The organism is Mycobacterium sp. Root135 (assembly GCF_001426545.1).
GTDB lineage: Bacteria > Actinomycetota > Actinomycetes > Mycobacteriales > Mycobacteriaceae > Mycobacterium.
In genome coordinates, this window is sequence record NZ_LMEZ01000006.1 from 624,953 (window position 1) to 647,733 (window position 22,781).

Genomic DNA, 22,781 nt, shown 5'->3' on the forward strand with positions numbered 1-22,781 from the left:
GCCTAGTGTCCGGAGCCCAGGTTTCCGGAGAGCCGGTCGTGCCGGTCGGCGGAGTCGTCGTCAAGTCCGATGATCTCGACGTTCTTGCCCTTCGCCCGGTACTTCGTGGTCACGGCGTCGAGTGCGGCGACGGTGGAGGCGTCCCAGATGTGCGATTCGGACATGTCGACGACGACGTTGTCGGGATCGTCGGCGTAGTTGAACTGGTAGACGAGGTCGTTGCTCGAGGCGAAGAACAATTCCCCGGTGACGCGGTAGACGACGGTGTCGCCGAGTTCGTCTGTGCCGGTGACTCTTTCGACGGTGACGAGGTGCGCGACCCGCCGCGCGAACAGCACCATCGCGGTCACCGCGCCGACGATCACGCCGTATGCGAGGTTGCTCGTGGCCACCGTGACGGCCACGGTGGCGACCATGACCAGGGTCTCGCTGCGGGGCATCCGGCGCAGCGTCGACGGGGTGATGCTGTGCCAGTCCATCGTGCCGACGGAGACCATGATCATCACGGCGACCAACGCCGCCATGGGAATCAGACCGACGACGTCGCCAAGTCCGACGACGAGAATCAGCAGGAACAGCCCCGCGAGGAACGTCGAGATCCTGGTGCGCGCGCCGGACACCTTGACGTTGATCATCGTCTGGCCGATCATCGCGCAGCCGCCCATGCCGCCGAAGAGACCGGTGACGACGTTGGCCACGCCCTGTCCCCAGCTCTCCCTGGTCTTGTTGCTGTGGGTGTCGGTGATGTCGTCGACGAGCTTGGCCGTCAGCAGCGACTCCAACAGCCCGACCAGCGCCACGGCAAGTGCGTAGGGCGCGACGATCGCCAGCGTGTGCAGCGTCCACGGCACGTGCGGGACGACGAGCGTCGGCAGGCTCGTCGGCAGTTCGCCCTCGTCGCCAACGTTGGGGATGTGCACCGAGAACACCAGCACGGCCGCGGTGAGGATCACGATCGCAATCAGCGGGGCGGGGATCGCGGTGATCCACCTCGGTAGCAGCACCATGATCAGCAGGCCGACCGCGACGAACGGATAGACCAGCGCAGGCACCCCGATCAGGTAGGGCAGCTGCGACAGGAAGATCAGAATGGCCAAGGCGTTGACGAAGCCGACCATCACGCTGCGCGGGACGAACCGCATCAGCCGGGCCACCCCGAGGGCGGCCAGCACCACCTGCAGGACGCCGCCGAGTAGGACCGCGACGATGAGATAGTCGAGGCCGTGCTCGCGTACCAGCGGCGCGATGACGAGGGCAACCGAACCGGTCGCGGCGGAGATCATGGCGGGTCGACCGCCCGTGACGGCGATGGTGACGGCCATCGTGAACGACGCGAAGAGCCCTACCCGCGGGTCGACGCCGGCGATGATCGAGAACGAGATGGCCTCGGGGATCAGCGCGAGGGCCACGACCAATCCGGCGAGGATCTCGGTCTTGAGTCGCCGCGGCGAACGCAACGCCGCCATGACCGAGGTGCTGGGATCGCCCGCCTGCCGGACGTTGGGCGCAGGCGAAGTCGGTGGAGAGGTCAAAGTCAGTCCGTTCACGTGACGCGACGACCGGGCGGCCGCCAGCGCACCGAACTCTACTCTCACCTCACATGAGAGTTTGCACTCCGACTACCGCCGATGGTTGGACGAACCGTCGTTCGGCGGGGACGGTGCCGTGCCGCCGTCCTCGGGTTGCAGTTCGGCCGAGCCGTCGTCCTCCGACGCGTCGAGGTGTTCTTCGTGCCGACCCTGATCGGGTTGCGTCATGGCCGTCCCCTTTCGCTGAATGCCATCCGTTGTCTTCGGGCGCTGATACCCGGGCGGTCCACCCCGAAACCGTAAGCGTCTGACGCGTTTCAAGCCCCCGCCGACCGAGCACTCGACGAAAAGCACTGTCCCAATTGGAGGAAACACCACATGTCACAACGCAATACCGTCGTCCGATCACTTCACGACCTCGGAATCGCCGCCTGGTTCGGCGGATCGCTCATGGGCGCGGTGGGCGTCAACGGAGCCGCGGCCGCCGTCCAAGACCCAAGGGAGCGCGCGAAGATCGCCGCCGTCGGGTGGGGAAAGTGGGCGCCCGTGAACTTCGTCGCCATGGGGGCGCACCTGATCGGAGGCGCGGGGATCCTCAGGGCGAACAAGGGTCGCGCCAAGAATCAGGAAGGCGTCACCGCCAACACCGTCACCAAGCTGATCCTCACCGGTGCCGCCGTGGGTGCCACGTTCTACAGCGGCGCGCTCGGCGCGAAGACCGCTCAGGGCGACGGACATTCGGTGGCCGGGGCCACCGAGCCGACGGCCGCCACCCCTGACGACGTTGCCGCGGCCCAGCGCCAGCTCAAGTACCTCCAGTGGGCGCTGCCGGTTCTGACCGGCGCGATCATCGTCCTCGGTTCCCAACAGGGTGAGCAGCAGCGGTCGACGCAGGTGCTGGCCGGTCTGGGGTCCAAGCTGCTGAGCCGCGCCGGCGACTAAGTCTGCCGGCTCACCAGGCCAGCGACGTGTCCGGCGAGCTGTCCCGTAGTTCGAGTTCGGCTGGGGTAAACCGCTTGGTCTCGTAGAGACCGCGTAACTCGGCTACGGGACGGGACCCGGCAGTCCAGCGCCGGGTCCGGTTCAGCGCCCACGACGAGTTGCACGTCACGGCGACGCCGTCACCCTCGACGCTTACCTCGCCGACGCCCGGTCTCCCGCATGCGTCGACGAGTCGGTTCACCGCGGTCTGAGACAGCACCGGTCGGCCGCGGGTTGAGAGAACGAAGCGGCACCGTGCCAAGATTTCCGGCGGCGGGGTGCCGACGTGGATGCGCGGATCGTCGTCCCGCAATTCGGCGCGGAGGCGCTCGGCGTCTAGGCCGCGCAGCCAGATTCCCACGTCCAGATGCAGGAAGCAGGCCAGCGTCGCGACCATGGAGCCTGCGGTGTGGCCGGTTACGTCGACGACCACGGCCACCTCCGGAATCGCATACCGCAACCCGTGACGGCGGGCGTCGGGGTCCGGGACCAGCCGAGCCACCGCAAGGGCCTCCTGGTTCTTGGCCGCGGTCCGCTCGGCGACGTCACGGCCCGCCCAGTCCGGCCCAGAATGCCACGCCACGGCGAGCGGCTCGTGGCGAAGCACGGCACCACTGCTCATCGCGCGATGGGCCAGTTCCCAGTCCTCCCCGCCGTAACGGGTGAAGGACTCGTCGAAACGACCGACGTCCTCGAACAGCTCACGGCTGCAACACATCACCGAGCTGATGACGTAGCGGTAGGACCGGTGGTCGACGTCGAGCAGCTGTCGGGACCGGCTGTATTCGTCGCGGAGCCACTGCGGTTCCTCGAGCACGTCGGGACCGGGACCGCCCGCCTGCCACGACCGCCACCTTTCCGGCGTCCAGCCGTCGAGCGCCGCGTGTCTGCGGCGGCCGACCACGAGGGCGTCGGGCAGCACCGACGGCAGCCGCACGATCCTGCGGACGTAGTCGGGGTCGGGATGGGTGTCGGCGTCGAGAAAGCACAGGATCGGGGCGGTGCTCGTCCGCACTCCCATGTTGCGCGCCGCCGCGGCCCGGAAACCGTTGCGGCCCTGGCTGACCACCGACACGTTCAGCGTCGAGTTCGGCCGGGGCGCCTGCGCCGACCCGTCGTCGGCGACGACCACCTCGATGAGGTCGTGCGGGTAGGTCTGCTGCTCGAGCGCGGCCAACGTCAGGGCGAGCTGGTCGTGCTGCTCGTAAAACGGGATGACCACCGCGACGCGCACCGGCAACCCCGGGTGGTCGTCGAGCAGGTCCCATCGGTTGCCCGGTACGGCGAATCGACCGCCGGACAACGCGACCGGCGTCGTGCGGGGATCAGTCATGCCATCGGGCCAATGCTCGGGCGTACCGCTGCGCTGTGGCACGAGACGGCGATCCGCTGACGGTTCCCGCTGCGATCCACGTCGAATCCGGATGGGCCATGGCGTATTCGAGTGCCGACCGCAGCCCGCGAGCGGTGTCGGGATACGGCGTCAGGGTTCCGGGGTGCCGGTCGGCATGTTCGACGGTGTAGCGGTTGACGGGAACCAACGGCCGTCGGCGCGCGGCGATCCAGGTGTTGATCGACCCCGAGGCCGACACGTGCCGGTGGTGCGCCACCGGCACCGTCACGTCCTGCAGGACGCCGGTCAGCGCTTCGTCGGGCACGTACCCCGTGACGGAGAACCGGCGGCCTTCGCGCTCAGCGGTTTTCGCCAGGCTCTCGATCAGATCGTCGTGCCCGGCCGAGGGTTCACCGACGGCCACGAACCCCACCGACGGTGGCAGGTCCACCATCGCCGCGAGGACCTCGTCGTGTCCCTTTCCGGGATAAACGAAGCCGAAGACACCGACGCTGCGGTCACCGACCGCCGGTCGCCGCGGCGGAGCGTCGGCCACGTCGAGCGGGAGCGGGATGACGACGACGTCCGCGGAGTCGGCGATGCGGGACTCCTCGAGCAGCGATCGTTCGTGGGCGCTGTTGACGACGAGGCCGTGCACTGACGCGCAGACCGTCCGATAGGCGTCGGTCCGCTGCGCGTAGTTGCCACCGTCGGACGGCTGAGGCACGTCGTGCAGCGTCACCGTCACCCGCGAACCCGTGGCCTCGACGTCGCGGACGAGGGCGACCACCCGGTGTGCGGCGTCGGCCGGCGTAGCGCCGAACAACCTGTCGGTGAAGTTCAGATGGACCCCGTGACACCGTCGGAGGGTGCCGTCGAGATCACGCCAATGGTCAAGGCGGACAACGTTCGTCGGACCGTCCGAACCCCGCAGCGACGCGGCGAGGTCGAGCGCGAAGGACACGACGCCGTGGCGCGCCGGTCCGACCACGAGATGCGTGGCCGTCACCGCGCCGCCGCCGCTCCAAGACCAAGCAGGTCCAGAGTGTGGGCGTGCCGCTCGAGGGCCAGGCCGACGAAGTCGGGATTGTCGTAGTACCACTGCAATTGGGTTCGATGCACGTCGCCCGGCGTGATCTCCGCGCCGTCGAACCACCAGTCGACCCGGCCTGGGGCGAAGATGTTCCGCGCCTTGAGCACGCGGGGTTCCAGCGGCGCGATCGCCGAGCCGAGCAGCGTCCTGGCGGGGACGGGAACCGACCGCGGGACGCCCGTCGCGGCGAGGACCCGTCGACCCAACTCCGTCAGCACGCCGTTCCCGGGGTGGTTGACGGTGTGCGCGGCGTGAGCGCCGCTGGGCCCCAACACATCCGACACTCCGACGTCGCACTGCAGACTCTCCCGGCGGGCCAGCTCGGCCTGGCTCGCGTCGGCGACCGCGACGAACGCCGCGTCGTCGACGTCCACGTCCCAGTCGTCGTCGACCGTCTTGCCGTCCCGCGCGGCGATCACGGTGCGCAGATCGTGGTACGGAACCACCGGCGGCACGACGCTCCGGTCGGCGGGGTGGCGCACGATCGCCTGGAACGGATGCAAACCGGCGTAGCGGATCACCGGCCACCGAATGACTCGCGCGGTCGACGGTAGTTCGGCGGCAAGCTCCGCCGTGCCCAGCGGCAAGTCGCGGTAGCCGTCCCTGATTGGCTGGCACAGCAACACCGCGGCCCGGCCGAGCAACGCCCGCAGGTGGTCGAGGTCGGAGCGCTCCAACTCGTGCACCGGCGGCATCCTCACCGTCGTGTACGGCCGGTCGTCGACGCCGTCGAGCACCAGCCGGAGCGCCTCGGCCTGACAGTTTCCGACCACCAGCCACAGCGGGCGCGACTCGTCGTCGCGGGGTGGGTCGACGCCGTAGAAGTCACCGTAGTGCCGCGTCCTCGGTGACGGTTGGTGCACGACGTCACGTTATCCGTCGGAGTGAGTCCGCGCAGACGGGGTAAGAGCCACCTCGTGCTAACTGTGGCTTCGGTTCCTGCAAGTCACCCCTACGTCCAGTCGGTGGTGGACACCTCGCGCATCAGCCTGCTGCCCGATCCGGTTCCGCTGGGAGCGACCGTGCCCGGGCAGTGGTGGCCGCCCCGGCTGTTGGACCCTGAGTACCTCAGACGCCACGTCGGCACCTTCGACGTGCTGCACGTGCACTTCGGCTTCGAGGCCATCTCCGTCGACGCCCTACTCGAGGTCGTCGACGTCCTAGGCCAGCGCGACGTCCCGCTGGTGCTGACGGTGCACGACCTGCACAACCCGCACTTCGCCGATCGCACGCTGCACCTGGCTCAGCTGGACGTCCTCGTTCCCGCGGCAGCCACGGTCGTCACCCTGACCAACGGGGCGGCCGCGGAGATCCGTCGCCGATGGGCTCGGGACGCCGTCGTGCTCCCCCATCCCCACGTCCTGCCGATCGACGCCGTCGGCGCGGCGCGCGCGTCGCGCCCCGACCCCGTCGTCGCGGTGCACGGAAAGGGGTTGCGCGCCAACATCCGGCCATGGCCGATCGTGGACGCACTGCTCGACGGCGCCCTCCCCACTCACCGCCTTCGACTGGATCTCGACGACGGGGCCATGGCCGTCACCGGAACGGCGGATCACGTGAACCGCTACCGACGGGCCGGGGTGGACGTCCGGGTGCACCCGCGCTTCAGTGACACCGAACTGATCGGGTACCTGACCGAGGTCGACGTTGCCGTGCTGCCCTACGTGTTCGGCACCCACTCCGGGTGGGTCGAGGCCTTCCACGACGCCGGGACGACCGTCCTGACCCCGGACTGCGGCTTCTTCACCGAACAGCACGGCACCTTGGAATACGGCTACGGACCCGACGGCCTCGACGCAGCCGGCCTGCATCGCGCCGCGACCACTGCGCTGCAGACCCTCGACGGTCGCCGCGGCGAAGACCTCGACCGGCGGGATCGGCGCCGCCGGGAGCGCGACGACGTCAGGAACGCCATGGTGGATCTGTATGCCACGGCGGTAGTCGTTTCGTCGGCCGCCTGACGTGCTCGTGTTTGCCACATCCGGCGCCCCGCTAACCCGCCGCGGTTGCGAGGTTGCTGAACACCTGAGGCGTCGACGGGAGACCGCTGGGAACCTCCCCGAGGCGTTTGCGTCTCATCCCCCTCGATGGCATGGTCATTCGCAACCCGCAGACGGGTGACCTCCGCGACGGCATTCTGCCAGTCGAAATGCATGCTGATAGGTGGGAGCACCGGCGAGTGACGGAGTACGTCTACGACATGTCGGACCCCGAACGCGACGCGCTGACCGAGCAATTCCTGAGCACCAAGAGAGTGGGCTGCAACCGCTTCGCGTGCTTCGCCCTGGAGGGCACGGACCCGTTCGCCAACATTGCCCGGCAACTCGAACGCGAGGTCTTCGAGGCCTCCTGGGGCAACGACTCCGCCACCATGAAGCAGGAATACGGCCCGTATGACGAGAGCAGCCTGTTCTTCATGGTCGTCGACACGCACGACAAGGTGCCCGCGGCCGCCCTGCGGATGATCCGCAACTCCCCGGCCGGACTCAAGACGATCGTCGACCTCGACGACTGCCGCAAGTCGCCCATCGCACCGACGGCGATCCCGGCCGACGAGGTCATGCGTCACCACGGAATCGACGACCTCGACCGCTGCTGGGACGGAGCCACCGCGGCCATCCCCCGCCGGTATCGCCGCAAACTTGCCGCCACGCACGTCCACCTGATGCGCATCATGGCGCTGGCCGCCATGCGGGAGGACATTGAGCACTTCGTCGCCGTCCTCGACGCACCCGTCGTCAGGGTGGCGCGCGACATCCTCGGGCTACCGCTGATCCCGCTCGCCGGGACGCCCCCGTTCACCCACATGGACGCACCGAACAACCAGGCGGTCTACGCCCACGTGCCGTCATTGCTCGGATTGGCCGGTAGACGCAATCGCAAAGTGGGACAACGGATCAGAGCCAGCTTCGCCGACAAGGCCCTGCCCAGCCCCGAACAGCTCGCCGCCCGGTGACGTGACGTGGCGCTGACAGTCGACCTGACCAATGTGGTGCGCGAATACCGCATCGGTGGGCACACCGTCCGGGCCCTCAACCGGGTGACGTTGCGGATCAACGGTGGCGAATTCACCTCGATCGTCGGCCCGTCCGGGGCAGGCAAGAGCACACTGCTGCAGCTCCTCGGAGCGCTGGACTCCCCCGACTCCGGCTCGATTCAGTTCAACGGCACCGAGATCGGCACGATGACCGACGAACAGCAGTCGACGTTTCGACGTCACCAGGTCGGGTTCGTCTTCCAGTTCTTCAATCTTCTGCCGACGCTGACGGCGTGGGAGAACGTGGCCCTGCCGATGCTGCTCGACGGGAGGCGGCTGCGCCAGGTGCGGTCCGATGCCGTCGCGCTGCTCGACCGCGTGGGGCTTGGCGACCGGATCGACCATCGCCCCGCCGAACTGTCCGGTGGGCAGATGCAACGGGTGGCCGTGGCGCGGGCCCTGATGATGGACCCGCCGCTGATCCTGGCCGACGAACCCACCGGCAACCTCGATTCGTCCACCGGCGCCGCGATCATGGAACTTCTGCGCGACGTCTCGCGCACCGACGGCGCAGGCAGAGCGGTCGTCATGGTCACCCACGACCTGGGGGCCGCGTCGCAGACCGATCGCGTCATCACGGTGCAGGACGGTGCGGTGAAGTCCGACCTTGCAGGGCGAACCAGGGCGGTGCCCCCGTCCCCGCCCGCGCGACGGAATGGACGGCACTCGACAGGCAGTCGCGATCAGCCGACCGACGTCTTCCCGATCGTGACCACCGACCCACCACGGCGACGCGGCAAACACTCCGCGCACCGGGTGTAGCGCAGTGCTTCTCGCGGTCTTCAGCAGACTGAAGGTCCTCAACGTCCGTGAACTGCGCACCCACTGGGGGCGCGCGGTGGCCTCGATCGTCGTCGTCGCGGTGTCGGCGACACTGCTCGTCGCCGTCCTCGGCGTCTCCGGTTCGATCACCGGATCGATCGACCGCCTCGCCACCAGCATCGGCGGCGACGCCGACCTCGAGGTCTCCGGCATCACCGGCGAGGGCGTCGACGACACCATGCTCACCACGGTCGCCGGCACCGAGAACGTCCGCGCCGCAGTGCCGTTGGTCCGCACGAGAATCACAGCCGACGGGCAACCCGCCCTACTCGTCGGCCTCGGCCAGAACGCCTCCGAACTGCACTCCGACCTGCAAACGGCCATCCAAGACCAGCTGGAGCAGGGGTCACCCGTGACGTCGGCGCCCGACGGGGTCGTCGTCGGCGCCGGGCTCGGAGTGTCCAAGGGCGACCGGTTCCTGGTCGCGGGCACCGAGCTCACCGCGGTGGCGGTGGTCGACGGGCCAGCTGCCCGCCGGCTGAACGACGCCCACTTCGTGATCGCGCCACTTGCTCTCGCCCAACGGATCTCGGGCCGGCAAGGACGACTCGACTCGATCCTGGTGTTCACCACCCCCGGCGCGGATCAGGCTGCGGTGCGAGCCGGGGTGACGACGGCGCTGCAGGGCAGGGCGGTGGTCGCGACGCCGAGTTTCCGCGCCGCGCAGGCGAGTAGCTCGTTCGCCATCCTGCAGGCGATGACCCTGTTGGCCGCCTCGGTGTCGCTGGTGGTGGCCGCGTTCTTGAGCTACAACGCGATGAGCATCGCGATCGCCCAACGACGGCCCGTCATCTCCACGATGCGGGCGCTCGGCGGTCGCCGACGAACCATCATGTCCGACATGCTGGCCGAAGCCGCGCTGGTCGGTTTCCTCGGTGGTCTCCTCGGGTCGGCGTTCGGAATCCTGATCGGCTACTTCGCCATTGGGGAGCTGCCATCGACGCTGGTGCAAACCCTCGACGCCCGGTTGGAGTACGTGCTCCCGGCGTGGGTGGTGCCGCTGACCGTCGCCGCGTGCGTACTCGCCAGCGTCAGCGCCTCGGCGTTGGCCGCCCGGCAGATCCACACCGTCGCGCCGATCGAGGCGTTGGCGCCGAACGGCGCAACCACCGCCGACCCCGGCTCGCGGCGGCTCAGGATCGCCGCGGGAATCGCCGGGACGGTGCTGCTGGCCGTCACCGTCGGCGTCGTCACCGCCGACCTCGGACAGATCGCCATCGCGTCGATAGCGTTGTCGTTCATCGGGTTCAGCGCGTTGTGCTTCGCCTTCTCGGGGTTCATCATCAAGGCGGCCGCCGCGGTGGCCCGGCGGTTCGGACCGGCCGGCGTGCTCGGCGCGGCGACCATCGAGCGCGCACCGCGGCGCATGTGGGTCGCGATGATGACGGTGCTGACCGCCGTGGTCACCACCGTCGCGGTCACCGGTGCGACGGGCAACGCCGTCGACTCCACGGTCGCATCCTTCGCGTCCATCGCCGACGCCGACGTGTGGGTCAGCTCGGCTGCCGCCACCGACTACTCGTCGACGCTGCTGCCGCCGACCACGGCGGCCGACGTGGCTGCGGTCCCCGGTGTCGAACGCGTCGTGCCGGACCAGATGGCCTTCGCCACCGTCGGCGATTCGCGCGTGATGCTGCTCGGCATCGCGGCGGACTCCCACCGCGACATCTACACGTCCCTGGCGCCTGCCGACCGCAAGAAACTGCTTGCCGGCGACGGCGTGGCGTTGTCGCGTGACCTCGGAAAGTCCATGAACGTGACTGCGGGCGAGCAGATCACGCTGCAGACCCCCACCGGACCGCGCACCGTCCGGGTACTCGCACTGGTCCCGTACTTCTCCGGGATGACGGGCACCGTCGCGATGAGCCTGGACGCCATGCAGGGCTGGTTCGACCGCGCCGGGGCCAGCGACCTGGAGGTCACGCTCGCCCCCGGCGCCGACCCGGCCGCGGTCACGGCCGCGATCCGCAAGGTCGTCTCCCCGGAGACCTTCGTCTACTCGGGTGACGAGGCCCTCGACGGTGTCGCGAGCGCGCTGGATCAGGTGATCGCCGTCATCACCGTCATCGCGTGGATCGTCGTCCTGGTCTCCGCCGTGACACTGCTGAACACGCTGATGCTGTCGGTCCTCGACCGGCGCCGCGAGATCGGCGTACTGCGGGCCATCGGCGCGACGAGGGCGTTCACTCTAAAGGCGATCCTCGCCGAGGCCGCGGGCATCGGCATCGTCGGTGCCGTACTCGGCCTAATCCTCGGTGCCGCGATCCAATACCTGACGTCCGTCGCGTTGACGAACGTCCTCAGCATCGACGTCGCATGGCAGCCGAACCCGTCGATGATTGCCATCGGTGTTGGGGCGCTGGCGATCTGCCTCCTCGGCGCCATACCGCCCGCCGTGCGGGCGGCGCGGCTCGACATCGTCGAGGCCATCAGCGCCGACTGACCCTCAGCGGGTGAACCAGGCGAACCAGTCACGCGACGACGGCGTGAGATAGTGCTGCGGCGAGACCTTTTCGTCGGGGAAGAGCGCGAAGCCCTGCGGGGGACCGCCGGGGCGCGGATGGAAGTACGCCCCGCTCACCCAGTCCGGGTTGATGTCGAGTTCCATGCCCCGGACGACGCCGGCGTCCTGCAGGATGCGCCCCAGCGTGCACACCGACAGGGCCGGACCCGCCACGTAGACCTCGACTCCGCTTGCGGTGACGCCGAATCCGGACCGATGGATGAAGGCCGTCTGCCCGATGGTCGTGCCCCACTCCTTGGTGCCACCGGTGGCGCAGGTCTGGTTCAGCGCGCCACCGTCGACGAGGGGCACCAGGTTCTGTCTGACGCTGACCACGTCGGGTGCCATCCGCACCTCCTGATTCCACCGTCCGACGTCGGCGGTGCCGTCGGCCCTCAGCACCAGGCTGGCTTGGCCGTCGACCAGCCGGGTGACGGTGCGCCCCTGGCTGTAATAGCCGGGGCGGCTGGGATCGGTGAGCCGGAACCCGCCGTTGAACGCGACGGCGACGTCGTCCCTGTCGGCGGGTACCAGCGACGGCGCCGTCGCCCACCTGCCACCGGGATCGGTGGTGCCGGGACGCAGTTCACCGCGCACCAGGGCGGGGTCCATCCGCAGCACGCCGACCACGAACGAGGTGTGTTGATCGTCGGGGCGCAGGGCCGCCACCTGGACCGCGGGCTTGCCGTGCGCGGTCACCACGGTGTGCCAGCTGCCCTCGCCGGGAAGCGGAGGATCACCGCTCAGCGGCGCTAGGGGCGTGGACGGCAGGGTCGCCGAACCGGGAACCTGGGGTACCGCTCCGGCCACGGCGGGAATCCCGCCGGGAGGTTCACCGCCGAGGGCAGGCTGATTCCGGAGGTACACCTGCTTCTCGAGCCAGGTGACTTCGTCGTTGAGGCCGTGGCTACGGCCCCATTCGGCGAGCTTGGCCATGGCGCTGTCGGTACCGGCGACCCGAAGCGCGGCGACCCCGCATCCGCCGACGGCCAGCGCCGCCACGGTCAGCATCGCGACGACGAGGCGGGACACGGCGGCCACCCTCACCTCCTGACAGCTCGTCGCGCATCGACGATTCACCAGTGAGGTTGCCAGGGCGCGCTGTTGGATCGCTGTCTAGGAGCTGTGAGCGACGAAGTCCGCCACGATCCCGCCGAGTTCCTCGCCTCGCTGCTCCTGAACGAAGTGGCCCGCGCCGGCGATCGTTACGTGGTTCTGTCCGCGCGCACCGGGCACCCGCCGCTGGAACACCCCGTCCCAGCCCCTCGTCGCGGGGTCGCCGTCGGAGTAGGCGGTGAGGAACGGCTTGTGCCACTGCTCCAGCACCGCCATGGTCTCGCGCCCGATGGCGGCCCCAGGGTCGTTGCGCGTCAACGGGATCAGGGCGATCAGCTGGCGGAGGCCAGCCGTGTACGACCGGTCGGGAAAGGGTGCGTCATAGGCGGCCAGGACGTCCGCAGGCAGGGGCCCGGCCACCGCGTCGAGGAAGAAGCTTGGCACGATCTTCGGTGCACGCTGGTAGAACGCCACGTAGTCCAGCAGCGTCTCCTGCAACATCATCCGGCCGTCACCCACCCCGTGGTGGGCCCACTCGAGTTCGCCATCCAACGCCGGATCGCACGTGTGCAGGATGGTGTTGGCGGCCACGACGCGCGCAAAGCGGCTTTCGTCGCGGGCCAACACGCTCAGGCCGAGCGGCCCGCCCCAGTCCTGGGCGACGAGGGTGACGTCGCGCAAGTCCAGCGCGGCGACGAGGCCGTGCAGCCAGTCGACGTGGCGGGCGAACGTGTAATCGGTTGGGTCGGTGAGCTTGTCGGAGCGTCCGTAGCCGATGTTGTCGGGTGCGACGACCCGCAGTCCTGCCTCGACGAGGACCGGGATCACCTTGCGGTACAGGTAGGACCACGTGGGTTGGCCGTGCATCAGCAGCACCACGGGCCCGTCCTTGGGGCCGGCGTCCACGTAGTGCATGCGGAGCGGGTCGAGCTTTCCGGTCTGCACCTGCACGTAATGGGGTGGGTAGGGGAACCCGGGCAGGTCGGCGAATCGGTCGTCGGGGGTTCGCAGGACTCCCATCAGATGGTGGTCACTTGGCCAGCTGCGGATAGCCGAAGGACCCCCACCAGATGGTGATCACTTGGCCAGCTGCGGATAGAGGGCTTCGACGCCGCCCGCGAAACCGGCGCGAACCCCACGGCTGGTGTCGTCGGCGAGCACCTCGTAGTCTCCGGCCGTGACGGCGTCGACCGCGAGGGCCGCGACGACGGCGGGATCGGACTTGGGTGCGTCGAAGATCGCCCCCATGTCGGTGTCCATCAAACCGACGTGCAGTGCGGTCACCACGATCCCGCGCTCAGCCAGTTGCAGCCGCACCGCGTTGGTCATCGACCACGCCGCCGACTTCGAGGCGCAGTAGCCGCTGTGGTCCGGGCTGCTCACCCAGGACAGCACCGACAGCACGTTGAGGATGCCGCCACCGCCGTTGGCCTCGATCACCGGGGCGAACGCCCGAACCATCGACAGCGTGCCGAAGTAGTTGGTCTCCATCTCACGGCGTGCACCGTCGAGATCGCCGGTCAGGAGGTTCACGTCCGCCGCGATGCCGGCGTTGTTGACCAGCAGAGTCACGTCGCCAGCGCGCTGTGCCGCGTCGGCCACCGCGGCCGGATCGGTGACGTCGACGGCAAGGGGAATGGCCCCGTCGACGTCGACCGAATCCGGATTGCGCGCCGCGGCATACACCTTGGCGCCACGCGCGAGCAGTTCGAGGGCGAAGTGTCGACCGAGCCCACGGTTGGCACCGGTGACGAGTGCAACGGAGGCAGAGATGTCCATCACGTCATAGTGCACCTCGGCGGCCCCCCACGTAAATGATCCCGGGACTAGCTCGACTCCAGTCGGGTGACCAACCCGCGGTCGCCGTCCACCCTGACGCGATCGCCGGTCTTGAGCACCTGCGTGGCCACCAAGGTGTTGACGACGCAGGGCAATCCGTACTCTCGCGCGACGACGGCACCGTGCGAAACCGAGCTGCCGATGTCGGTGACCAGAGCGGCGATCACGGTGAAGTACGGCGTCCAGCCCACGTCGGTGACGGGGGCGACGAGGATTTCCCCGCGCTGCACGTCACGCGCATCCTGAATCGACTTCGCCACCCGGACAACGCCTTCCGCGATCCCACGGCTTGCGGGGCGACCCAGGATCTCGTCGTCGGTGATGGTGCCGGGCGCTCGAGACAGGATGGGCGCGGGCCGTCCGACGGAGACGTCGTCGAACTCCAACGCCTGCTGAAAGGCCAGCGCGTCGCGTCGCTGCCGCGCCCGGTCGACGAGCTCGGCGACGTCGCCGTCACCAACCACCCGGTGCAGCTCGGCGCGGTCGAAGAAGAAGACCAGGTCGGCGTCGGGCAGGCGCCCCGAGGCGGCCAGCACCTCCCCGAGATGGTGGTATCCGAGTTTGAGACGGTGCGCCATCAAGGCCATCTTCGACTTGGTCTCCTCGCGTCCGCGCGCGCCGCCCTGTGCCAATCGGGCGAGCAGCCGGACCGTCCGGGAGGCGGGGACGTCGCCGGGTCGTCGAGGGGGTGGCGTCACGGTGGAGTCGCGGGCCGACTGCACCATGGCCTGCATCATCGACCCGAGGCCGTCGGCGTCCTGTGCCCACGCGGGGTCTCGCATGCACAGTTCACGGTAGCCGCGGTGCCCGTGTCGACTGAGGAACTCCCGCAACGCAACTCCGCCTGGTCCCGCGTCGCTCCGCAGCCGCGTCAGAGCCTGCGCAGGCGCCGCGGCCAGGAACCACCCCGTGGCGACGTCGTCGGCCGCAACCTTCCGCACCACCTGGTGCAGCTCCTCGACCATCAACGCACTCTCCACGTCGGCCGCACCGGCCATCAGCCGGGCCGCGTCGGCCTGGCCCTCGCTCTCGTCGCGACCGTCCTTGACCGCCTGACGCACCAGGTAACTCTCCAGGACGTTCGCGCCGACCGCCGCGCGCGACGAGGACCGGACGTGGACCAGGGTGACGTGACAGTACAGCTCGACGCCCGACTCCAGTTGTCGCAGAACTTCTTCGGCATCGCGACTGGTGGGGATGGGATACGCGGCGATCTGCTGGCCGAGGCGCCGTATCGCCGGCCCGGCGGACAGCGCATGGGAGGTCAGCCTGACGGTGTTGACCAGCTTGTCGGCGAACGGCTTTGGCGGCTTGGGTTCGAGTTCGTCGACCACCCGGCCACAGATCGACATCGAGAACTGCTCGAGGGAGTTGCCGAGGATGCCCGAACTCAGGCCCGTGCCCTCGGTCATGTTCAGGAACATGTGTCCGTAGAAGTACCCGACCTGAAGCCACGGGGTCTCGTAGCGTGGCTGCGCCCGGGCCACCACCTGGGTCATCTGCATCGCGTAGTCGATCGCGTGCCCCGACACCGACGCGGTGAGCGGGCAGAAGGCGCCCGGCATCATCTCGCCGATGTTGCAGCGCGTGTAGACGTCGGTGGCGCCGGTGACCGGGGTGTCCATCTCGTTGAGGTCACCGGGCAGGGTGGTGACCGGTCTGGCCTGCAGCCACCACAGCTTGCCTGCCTGGTCGACCGCCCACTCCAGATCCATCGGCCGACCCCAGTGCTCCGCGGCCTGCATTGCGCCAGTGCGGATTTGGGCTACCTCGTCGTCGCTCAGCACGGAGGTCTCCCCGACGTCGCGCACCGCCTGGGCGCCGTCCGAGGTCAGTACGAGGTGGTCGGAGACGGCCGACCCGTCGACGAGCGCCTCCCCCAACCCGGCGATCGCGTCGATCACCATCAGATCGCGGCGTCCGGTCGTCGGGTCCGCGGTGAACACCACGCCTGCCGCGCGGGCGTCGACCATCCGCTGGACGACCACGTGCATCTCGACGGGCTCGGCACCGCCGTAGGCGGCGGCGCGGTCGGACCCGACCGAGCCGGCGCACCGACCGACGGCGGCGGCGAAGTCCTCGGGCGTCACGACGCCGAGCACGGTGTCGTACTGCCCGGCGAACGAGTGCTCGACGCCGTCCTCTCCGGTGGCGGACGACCGGACGGCCACCGGTGCCTGCATCCGCGCGAAGCGCTCGGTCACCTCGTCCGGAAGGGGTGACTGGGAGACGCCTGCGACGACGAAACCCGTTGGGACGGAATGTCCGAGCCGTGTCAGCTCGGCGAGTCCCCACGCCTTTCCGCCGAAGCGGTCGTCGACGACGTCGTCGAACTCGATCGTGGTGGTGTGCATTCGTCAGACCAGCGCGTCGATGATCTCGGCCAGCGACTCCACGGCGATGGGTCCGGGTTGGTACAGGCAGATGCGGTCGGAGATGCCGTCGACCCGGTCCCTGATGTGCGCGGCCACCTCCGCCGGGGTGCCGCAGGCGGCGATGGTGTGCAGTACCTCGTCGTCGATCAGCGTGGACATCTCCTGCCACCGGCCCTGCTTGGACATGGCGTTGAGCTCGGGTTGAAGGTCGCCCCAGCCGTGCGCGTCGAGCACCGGCCGGTAGGCGGGCGTGGAACCGTAGAACGCCAACAGCATTCGCGTCGACGAGTGGTCCTCCCCGACTGACACGATGATCTCGGGTACCACCGCGAGGTCCTCGGCGCTTCGTCCCGCCGCGGCCAGCCCCTCACGGACGGCGGGCATGGTCCTCTCGTGCAGGTACTTCTTGGAGCCGAACGGCATTACCAGTAGGCCGTCGGCCACTTCGGCCGTCGCACGGGTCATCCGGGGACCCAGTGCGCCGAGGTAGATCGGCGGCGGCCCGTACGGGTTGGGGCCGGGGTTGAAGGTCGGCGTCATCAGGGTGTGCCGGAAGTACTCGCCGCGGAAGTCGAGCCGCTCGCCGTCGTTCCAGGTGGCGAAGATGGCCCGCAGCGCGCCGACCATCTCCTTGATCCGGGCCACCGGGTGGTCGAACTCGGCGCCGTACCGCTTCTCGACCTGCGCGCGGATCTGGGTGCCGAGTCCGAGGATGAAGCGCCCCTCGGAGATCTCCTGGAGGTCGTTGGCCTGGTGCGCCAGCTGAATCGGATTGCGGGGCAATGCGATCGCCACGTTGGTCATCAGGTCCAGGCCCTTGACCGTCGACGCCAACACCAGTGGGGTGAAGACTTCGCGCGGGCCCTCGAAGGTGAACACTCCGGAGGCTCCGGCCTCCCGCAGCAGTGCCGCTCGTTCGACGGCGTCGGTCGGACTGAACAGCGCGGTCATGACCTTCATGCCGTGACCCCGGCCTGGACGTCGGTCCAGTCGTGGAAGCCCGACGGGTGGTGCGGGCCGATGACGGCGTGCTCGAAGAGCCCGACGCCCTCGTGCGTGCTGCCGTCGGGCTCGGTGCAGACCGCTCGGCCGACGTGGTCGATCAGACTGAAGGGGGCTCGCGCCATGACCTCTGGATCGGTCAGGTCGTAGGAGACGCGCTCTGCGGACGGACCGCCCATCCAGGTGCCGTGTGCCCAGGAAGAGTCCCCGCCGTAGCCGGAGCCAAAGGCGATGGGCGCGAACAGCTTCGACTCGACGTCGAGCTGAAGTCTGCCTCCTGACCGCGTCATCATCTCGACGTGTGCTCCCGAGGGAATCCGGGTGCCCGGCGCGTAGTGGACGTTCGCGCGGACGCCGTCGAGCTGTTCGACCCTGCCGTCGGCCCAGCGTCGGGTGCAGTCGTACAGGCTGCGGTGGCCGTCGGGATCCTCCTGGATGATCAGGAAGATCTGGTAGTCGTCGAAGGCGAGCGGCAGGTAGAGCCACCACATTCCACTGAATGCGGTGTCGGGCCGGCCTGCGGGTTCGGCCTCGCCGACGGGCCGGATGCCCCAGGACCGGTCGCGGTTGCCCACCGAGTTGGCGGAGTCGACCTGCAGACGGTCGCCGTCGACGTCGATCCACCCCTCCCACGTGCCGAGTTGGGCAAACCGACAGGCCTGCAGGGTGACTCGCCGATCGGTGTGCATGTGATGCGGGTGCTCCAGGGCGGCGGGGAACCTGCCCGTCCACCGCAGGTCGACCGCGACGCCCTCGGTCTCGGCGACGGTCAGGTGCAGCTCCTGAAGCGGTTCGACGACGTCGAGACGGTAGCCGTTGACGTTCTGGTGCATGCGGTCGTCGTCGATCGCGTCGCTGAAGCGGACGGCCGTCTGGGTGTCGCCGCGACGGATCAGTACGTAGGCGTCCTTGACTCCGAGCCGGGGGTAGTAGCCGATGCCGGTCAGCATCATGAAGCGGCCGTCGCGCTCGAGCACGTTGAAGTAGGAGCGATCGTAGAAGTTGCGGTCCGAGGTGGCCGGGGCGCTGATGGGCACCGCCGCCTGGTGGATTGGGTACTCGTCGAGCGGGCTCAGGAACACGTGACTCCAATAACGATACGATGCGGGTTATATTGGAATCATGAGAACAGATCGGCCCGAGGATGACAAGGACTCGGTCCGGTCGTCCGCGGGTCGACCGCGCGACGGCAGAATCGACGCCGCAATCATCGAGGCCACCCGCGACCTGCTGCTCGAGACGGGCTATTCCGCGCTCTCCCTGTCGGCAATCGCGGCCAGGGCGGGCACCACCACCGCGGCCATCTACCGCCGCTGGTCGGGCAAGGCCCAACTCGTCCACGAAGCGATCCTGCCCGCCGAGGTGATGGCCATGCCGAGTGCATCCGGTGACGCCGAAGGAGACGTCAGGGCACTCGTGGAGGCGACCCGCACCATGTTCGACCGCCCGGAGGTCCGGATCGCGCTACCGGCGTTGATCGCCGACACCGTGGCCGACCAGGACGTACACGGCGCGATGATCTCGCGATTCGCCGGCAGCCTCGCCACGTTCCGGACCAGGATCGACCAACCCGACCCGTCCGGCGACCTGCCCCTGCTCGCCGAAGTCGTGGTGGGCAGCGCCATCTTCCGCATCCTCGTACGTCACGACGCCCCGCTGGACGCCGCGTGGGTGGACGACCTCACCGCCCTGATCAGCTCCGGCTGGACCGCCACGAAGCGCGGGTCCCCGGCTCGGTAACGGCAAACTTCTGCGCCCCATCACTTTTTGATCACCGTGCGGCGCGGCGCGGCGCCACGCGGCCACGCGACGTCGACCATGGGCTCGCGACGATGACGTCGCCCGACCCCGCCGAGCAGAAATCAGCCTTGATGTGACGACGACCGCAAAACACCCTGACCACCCGTCTTGGGCGTCTCGAGGTGACGGAGACGCGTCGATCCGCTTGCGATCGATGCGGCAGGGGCCGACGCCGGGGTTTGGTCTGTACAGTCAGTGCGTCCAGCCGACGCCGAGGAGTTCACGCTTTCCCCGTCGTCGTCGTCCGCAATGGTCGATGATGGACAACACCGTGCTGCTCATGCGGCAATGGCGCCTAGTCCCCGCGCTACCTCTTGAAGGTGCTCGACAGAGGGACGACTGCACGACGATCGAAGAAGCATCGCCGCCAACGCGCCAGAGCCAAAGGGACTTTCGTGAGTAAATTCACCGAGACGATGTTCGCCAACGCGCACACGAGTCGCAACGGAATGACGACCGGCGACCCGCACGCACCGGTTCGGCACACCTGGAAAGAGGTGTACGAACGGGCCCGTCGCATCTCGGGCGGACTCGCCGCCGCAGGCATCGGACACGGCGACGCCGTGGCCGTGCTCGCAGGCGCCCCGGTCGAGATCGCCCCCGCGGCCCAGGGCATCTGGATGCGCGGCGCGAGCCTCACCATGCTGCATCAGCCCACCCCGCGCACCGACCTGCAGCGTTGGGCGCTGGAGACGATGGACGTGATCGGCATGATCGAGGCGAAGGTCGTCATCGTCTCCGACCCGTTCACCCCCGCCGCGCCGGTCCTGACCGAGCGCGGAATCCGCGTGCTGACCGTCTCCGAACTGCTGGCCAGTGAGCCGATCGACCCCGTGGAGACCCACGAGGACGACCTCGCACTCATGCAGCTGACGTCGGGATCCACCGGCTTCCCCAAGGCGGTCTGCATCTCGCACGCCAACGTCGTGGCCAACGCCGAGGCGATGTTCGTCGGCGCCCACTTCGACACCAACACCGACGTGATCGTCAGCTGGCTGCCCTGCTTCCACGACATGGGCATGACCGGCTTCCTGACGGTGCCGATGTACTTCGGCGCCGAACTGGTCAAGGTCACCCCGATGGACTTCCTCGGCGACATCCTGCTGTGGGCCAAGCTGATCGACAAGTACCGGGGCACCATGACCGCGGCGCCCAACTTCGCCTACAACCTCTTCGCGAAGCGGTTGCGCAGGCAGGCAGAAGAGGGTCAGTTCGACCTGTCGTCGCTGCGCTGGGCCCTCTCCGGAGCCGAACAGGTCGACCCGGTCGACGTCGAGGACCTGTGCGAGGCCGGTGCCCGCTTCGGGCTGCGGCGCGAGGCAATCGTGCCCGCCTACGGCATGGCCGAGACCACGGTGGCGGTGTCGTTCACCGAGTGCGGTGTCGGCATGGTCGTCGACGAGATCGACGCCGACCTGCTGGCCGTGCTGCACCGCGCCGTCCCCGCCACCAAGGGCAACACCCGCCGACTCGTCGCGCTGGGCAAGCCGATCGACGGACTCGAAGTCCGCATCGTCGACGAGGACGACAACATGCTCGGCGAGCGTGCGGTCGGCGTGATCCAGGTCCGCGGCAAGCCGGTCACCAAGGGCTACATCACGATGGCCGGGTTCATCGGCGCGCAGGACAAGGCCGGCTGGTACGACACCGGCGACATGGGATACCTCACCGAGGTCGGCGACATCGTCGTCTGCGGCCGGGTGAAGGACGTCATCATCATGGCGGGCAAGAACATCTACCCCACCGACATCGAACGCGCCGCCACCCGGGTGGCAGGCGTGCGCGCCGGGTGCTCGGTCGCGGTGCGCCTCAACGCGGGCTTGTCACGCGAAACCTTCGCCGTGGCTGTCGAATCCAACGACTACGACAAGCCAGACGAGGTCCGTCGAATCGAGCGTCAGGTGGCCCACGAGGTCTTCGCCGACGTCGACGTCCGGCCCCGCAACGTCGTCGTACTCCAACCCGGCGTCATCCCCAAGACACCGTCTGGGAAGCTGCGCCGCGCACACGCACTGTCCCTCGTCGACTAGACCGACTAGCCGCGCCGCCGGCGCTCCCGCGGTGCGGGGGCCGGCGCCTTCAGCGCTCCGTGACCCCGTGCGGCATCGACGATTTCGGTCGCGGTACGGAACAGCGGAGTGTCCTGATGCGCTTCGGTCAGGGGCAACCCCGCCGCGATTCTCAGCAGCAGTCCCGCCAAACTGCCCGGCGTCAGGCTGGGGATGACCAGGAGATTGGCGCTGGCATCGCGACCGGTGATGGCCATCAGATGCTGGTGCTTGTTCTGCCAGTGCCGCGAATTCAAGTCCGGCAGGTTCTCCGAGAGCGACCAGTTGACCGAGATGTCGACCACCTCACCGAGACGCCCACTCAGGACGCCGACCAACTCGGGAAGCTCGTTGGCGAGCCGATTGGTGTGGGGCCACCACGCGCCGTCGACCCGCTGCCCGAGTTGCTCACGCAGCATCAGGCGGACCGGACTTGCAGTTCGACGAACCGCCGTCATGCCGCGGTCCTCGACGACGCCGCGCGAGTGGTTCGGGCCATCGAGTGCCATCCTTCGATTGAAGAAGGGCCGTCGGGCGGCGCGAGACGGCTCACCCCGAGCGTACGCATGCCACCGGGCGTACCGACGATCCACTACTGTCGACCCGTGTCCGATCTCGTACTGACGCAGGTCGAAGACCGCGTTGCGCTAATCACGGTCAACGACCCCGACCGCCGCAACGCGGTCACCGCCGAGATCTCCGCGGCACTGCGCGCCGCAGTCGACGCCGCCGAAGCCGATCCTGGCGTCCACGCGGTGATCGTGACCGGCGCGGGCAAGGCGTTCTGCGCGGGAGCGAACCTGACGGCGCTTGGCGCCGCCGCCGAGGACGGCCTTCGGGTGATCTACGACGGTTTCCTCGCCGTGGCGAATTGCTCGTTGCCGACCATCGCCGCGGTCAACGGCGCCGCGGTGGGTGCCGGTCTGAACCTGGCGCTGGCCGCCGACGTCCGGATCTCGGGCCCAGCCGCCATGTACGACCCACGTTTCCAGAAGCTCGGCATCCACCCGGGTGGTGGCGCGACGTGGATGCTTCAACGCGCCGTCGGACCGCAGGTGGCGCGGGCGTCCCTGCTGTTCGGCATGCGGTTCGACGCGCAGGCGTCGGTGGAGTACGGCCTCGCCCTGCGGGTCGCCGACGATCCCGTGGCCGCGGCACGTGAACTCGCCGCCGGGCCTGCGGCCGCCCCCCGCGACGTCGTCATCGCCACCAAGGCGTCGATGCGCGCGACGGCGAATCCGGGGTTCCTCGACTCCGAGCAGCACCGGGTCGCGGTCGACGTCGAGATCGGCCCGCAGGCGACGTCGATCGAATCACCCGATTTCGCAGCGAGATTGGCCGCCGCGAAGCGCAAGTAGCGCGC

General features: G+C 68.8%; 19 protein-coding genes and 1 pseudogene. 8 read left to right on the top strand and 12 right to left on the bottom strand.

Translation table 11 applies throughout. The features are described from left to right. Positions 1–2: 2 nt before the first annotated feature. Together ASD37_RS19670 and ASD37_RS31560 are read right to left on the bottom strand one after the other, a co-directional pair. The gene (locus tag ASD37_RS19670; protein WP_156720989.1) at positions 3–1,466 is read right to left on the bottom strand and encodes a SulP family inorganic anion transporter; all 1,464 of its coding nucleotides are present in this window, start codon (positions 1,464–1,466) and stop codon (positions 3–5) included. Between the two features lie 153 nt (positions 1,467–1,619). After that, a complete protein-coding gene (locus tag ASD37_RS31560; protein WP_156720973.1) occupies positions 1,620–1,757 on the bottom strand; it encodes a hypothetical protein in 138 nt (45 codons plus the stop codon). Positions 1,758–1,907: 150 nt separating this feature from the next. Between ASD37_RS31560 and ASD37_RS19675 the strand changes: the two genes are divergently transcribed. Next, positions 1,908–2,471 carry a hypothetical protein gene (locus ASD37_RS19675; protein WP_056554974.1) on the top strand — a complete coding sequence of 188 codons (564 nt, stop codon included), beginning with the start codon at positions 1,908–1,910 and terminating at the stop codon, positions 2,469–2,471. 10 nt (positions 2,472–2,481) lie between these two features. Here ASD37_RS19675 and ASD37_RS19680 read toward each other — a convergent pair whose 3' ends face one another. From ASD37_RS19680 to ASD37_RS19690, 3 genes are read right to left on the bottom strand one after another with little or no spacing between them, the layout of a single operon-like run. Further along, positions 2,482–3,843, bottom strand: a complete 1,362-nt coding sequence (locus tag ASD37_RS19680; protein WP_056554977.1) for a glycosyltransferase family 2 protein — start codon at positions 3,841–3,843, stop codon at positions 2,482–2,484. Next, positions 3,836–4,852 carry a hypothetical protein gene (locus ASD37_RS19685; RefSeq protein ID WP_056554980.1) on the bottom strand — a complete coding sequence of 339 codons (1,017 nt, stop codon included), beginning with the start codon at positions 4,850–4,852 and terminating at the stop codon, positions 3,836–3,838. Before ASD37_RS19685 ends, ASD37_RS19680 begins: the two co-directional genes overlap by 8 nt. Continuing rightward, the gene (locus ASD37_RS19690; protein ID WP_056554983.1) at positions 4,849–5,799 is read right to left on the bottom strand and encodes a WcbI family polysaccharide biosynthesis putative acetyltransferase; all 951 of its coding nucleotides are present in this window, start codon (positions 5,797–5,799) and stop codon (positions 4,849–4,851) included. The genes ASD37_RS19685 and ASD37_RS19690 overlap by 4 nt, the downstream gene beginning before the upstream one ends. Positions 5,800–5,862: 63 nt before the next feature. On the opposite strand from ASD37_RS19690, the gene ASD37_RS19695 reads away from it, so the two are divergent. The 4 genes and pseudogenes from ASD37_RS19695 (at position 5,863) to ASD37_RS19710 (ending at position 11,238) form a co-directional block, all read left to right on the top strand. Further along, positions 5,863–6,897: a hypothetical protein gene (locus tag ASD37_RS19695; protein ID WP_156720974.1), complete on the top strand. Its 1,035-nt coding sequence runs from the start codon at positions 5,863–5,865 to the stop codon at positions 6,895–6,897. A 218-nt stretch (positions 6,898–7,115) separates the two neighbouring features. Next, positions 7,116–7,892: a hypothetical protein gene (locus ASD37_RS19700; RefSeq protein WP_235568471.1), complete on the top strand. Its 777-nt coding sequence runs from the start codon at positions 7,116–7,118 to the stop codon at positions 7,890–7,892. 12 nt (positions 7,893–7,904) lie between these two features. After that, positions 7,905–8,588 (top strand): annotated as a pseudogene (locus ASD37_RS19705) (ABC transporter ATP-binding protein); the annotation flags it as partial. A 151-nt stretch (positions 8,589–8,739) separates the two neighbouring features. After that, on the top strand, positions 8,740–11,238 hold the full coding sequence (locus ASD37_RS19710) for an FtsX-like permease family protein (RefSeq protein WP_056554991.1): 2,499 nt from the start codon (positions 8,740–8,742) through the stop codon (positions 11,236–11,238). Positions 11,239–11,241: 3 nt separating this feature from the next. On the opposite strand, the gene ASD37_RS19715 is transcribed toward ASD37_RS19710, so the two are convergent. From ASD37_RS19715 to ASD37_RS19740, 6 genes are all read right to left on the bottom strand, one after another. Continuing rightward, positions 11,242–12,339: a hypothetical protein gene (locus ASD37_RS19715; RefSeq protein WP_056554995.1), complete on the bottom strand. Its 1,098-nt coding sequence runs from the start codon at positions 12,337–12,339 to the stop codon at positions 11,242–11,244. A 75-nt stretch (positions 12,340–12,414) separates the two neighbouring features. Next, positions 12,415–13,374 (bottom strand): haloalkane dehalogenase, encoded by a 960-nt coding sequence (locus ASD37_RS19720; protein ID WP_056554998.1) that lies wholly within the window; start codon positions 13,372–13,374, stop codon positions 12,415–12,417. A 57-nt stretch (positions 13,375–13,431) separates the two neighbouring features. After that, entirely contained in the window at positions 13,432–14,133 is a 702-nt protein-coding gene (locus tag ASD37_RS19725) for an SDR family oxidoreductase (RefSeq protein WP_056555001.1), read from the bottom strand. Between the two features lie 47 nt (positions 14,134–14,180). Next, complete coding sequence (locus ASD37_RS19730; protein WP_056555005.1) at positions 14,181–16,547, bottom strand: PEP/pyruvate-binding domain-containing protein; 2,367 nt, start codon at positions 16,545–16,547, stop codon at positions 14,181–14,183. A 3-nt stretch (positions 16,548–16,550) separates the two neighbouring features. Then, a complete protein-coding gene (locus tag ASD37_RS19735; protein WP_056555007.1) occupies positions 16,551–17,528 on the bottom strand; it encodes a TIGR03617 family F420-dependent LLM class oxidoreductase in 978 nt (325 codons plus the stop codon). Next, positions 17,525–18,652, bottom strand: a complete 1,128-nt coding sequence (locus tag ASD37_RS19740; protein WP_056555010.1) for a hypothetical protein — start codon at positions 18,650–18,652, stop codon at positions 17,525–17,527. Before ASD37_RS19740 ends, ASD37_RS19735 begins: the two co-directional genes overlap by 4 nt. Positions 18,653–18,692: 40 nt before the next feature. Here ASD37_RS19740 and ASD37_RS19745 point away from each other — a divergent pair, with 40 nt between their 5' ends. After that, positions 18,693–19,310 (top strand): TetR-like C-terminal domain-containing protein, encoded by a 618-nt coding sequence (locus tag ASD37_RS19745; protein WP_056555012.1) that lies wholly within the window; start codon positions 18,693–18,695, stop codon positions 19,308–19,310. A 455-nt stretch (positions 19,311–19,765) separates the two neighbouring features. Continuing rightward, positions 19,766–21,400, top strand: coding sequence for a fatty acyl-AMP ligase (locus ASD37_RS19750; protein WP_056555015.1), 1,635 nt, complete (start codon positions 19,766–19,768; stop codon positions 21,398–21,400). Between the two features lie 5 nt (positions 21,401–21,405). On the opposite strand, the gene ASD37_RS19755 is transcribed toward ASD37_RS19750, so the two are convergent. Next, positions 21,406–21,927 carry a DUF5994 family protein gene (locus ASD37_RS19755; RefSeq protein WP_056555017.1) on the bottom strand — a complete coding sequence of 174 codons (522 nt, stop codon included), beginning with the start codon at positions 21,925–21,927 and terminating at the stop codon, positions 21,406–21,408. Positions 21,928–22,023: 96 nt separating this feature from the next. On the opposite strand from ASD37_RS19755, the gene ASD37_RS19760 reads away from it, so the two are divergent. Then, a complete protein-coding gene (locus ASD37_RS19760) occupies positions 22,024–22,776 on the top strand; it encodes an enoyl-CoA hydratase (RefSeq protein WP_056555020.1) in 753 nt (250 codons plus the stop codon). Positions 22,777–22,781: the final 5 nt, after the last annotated feature.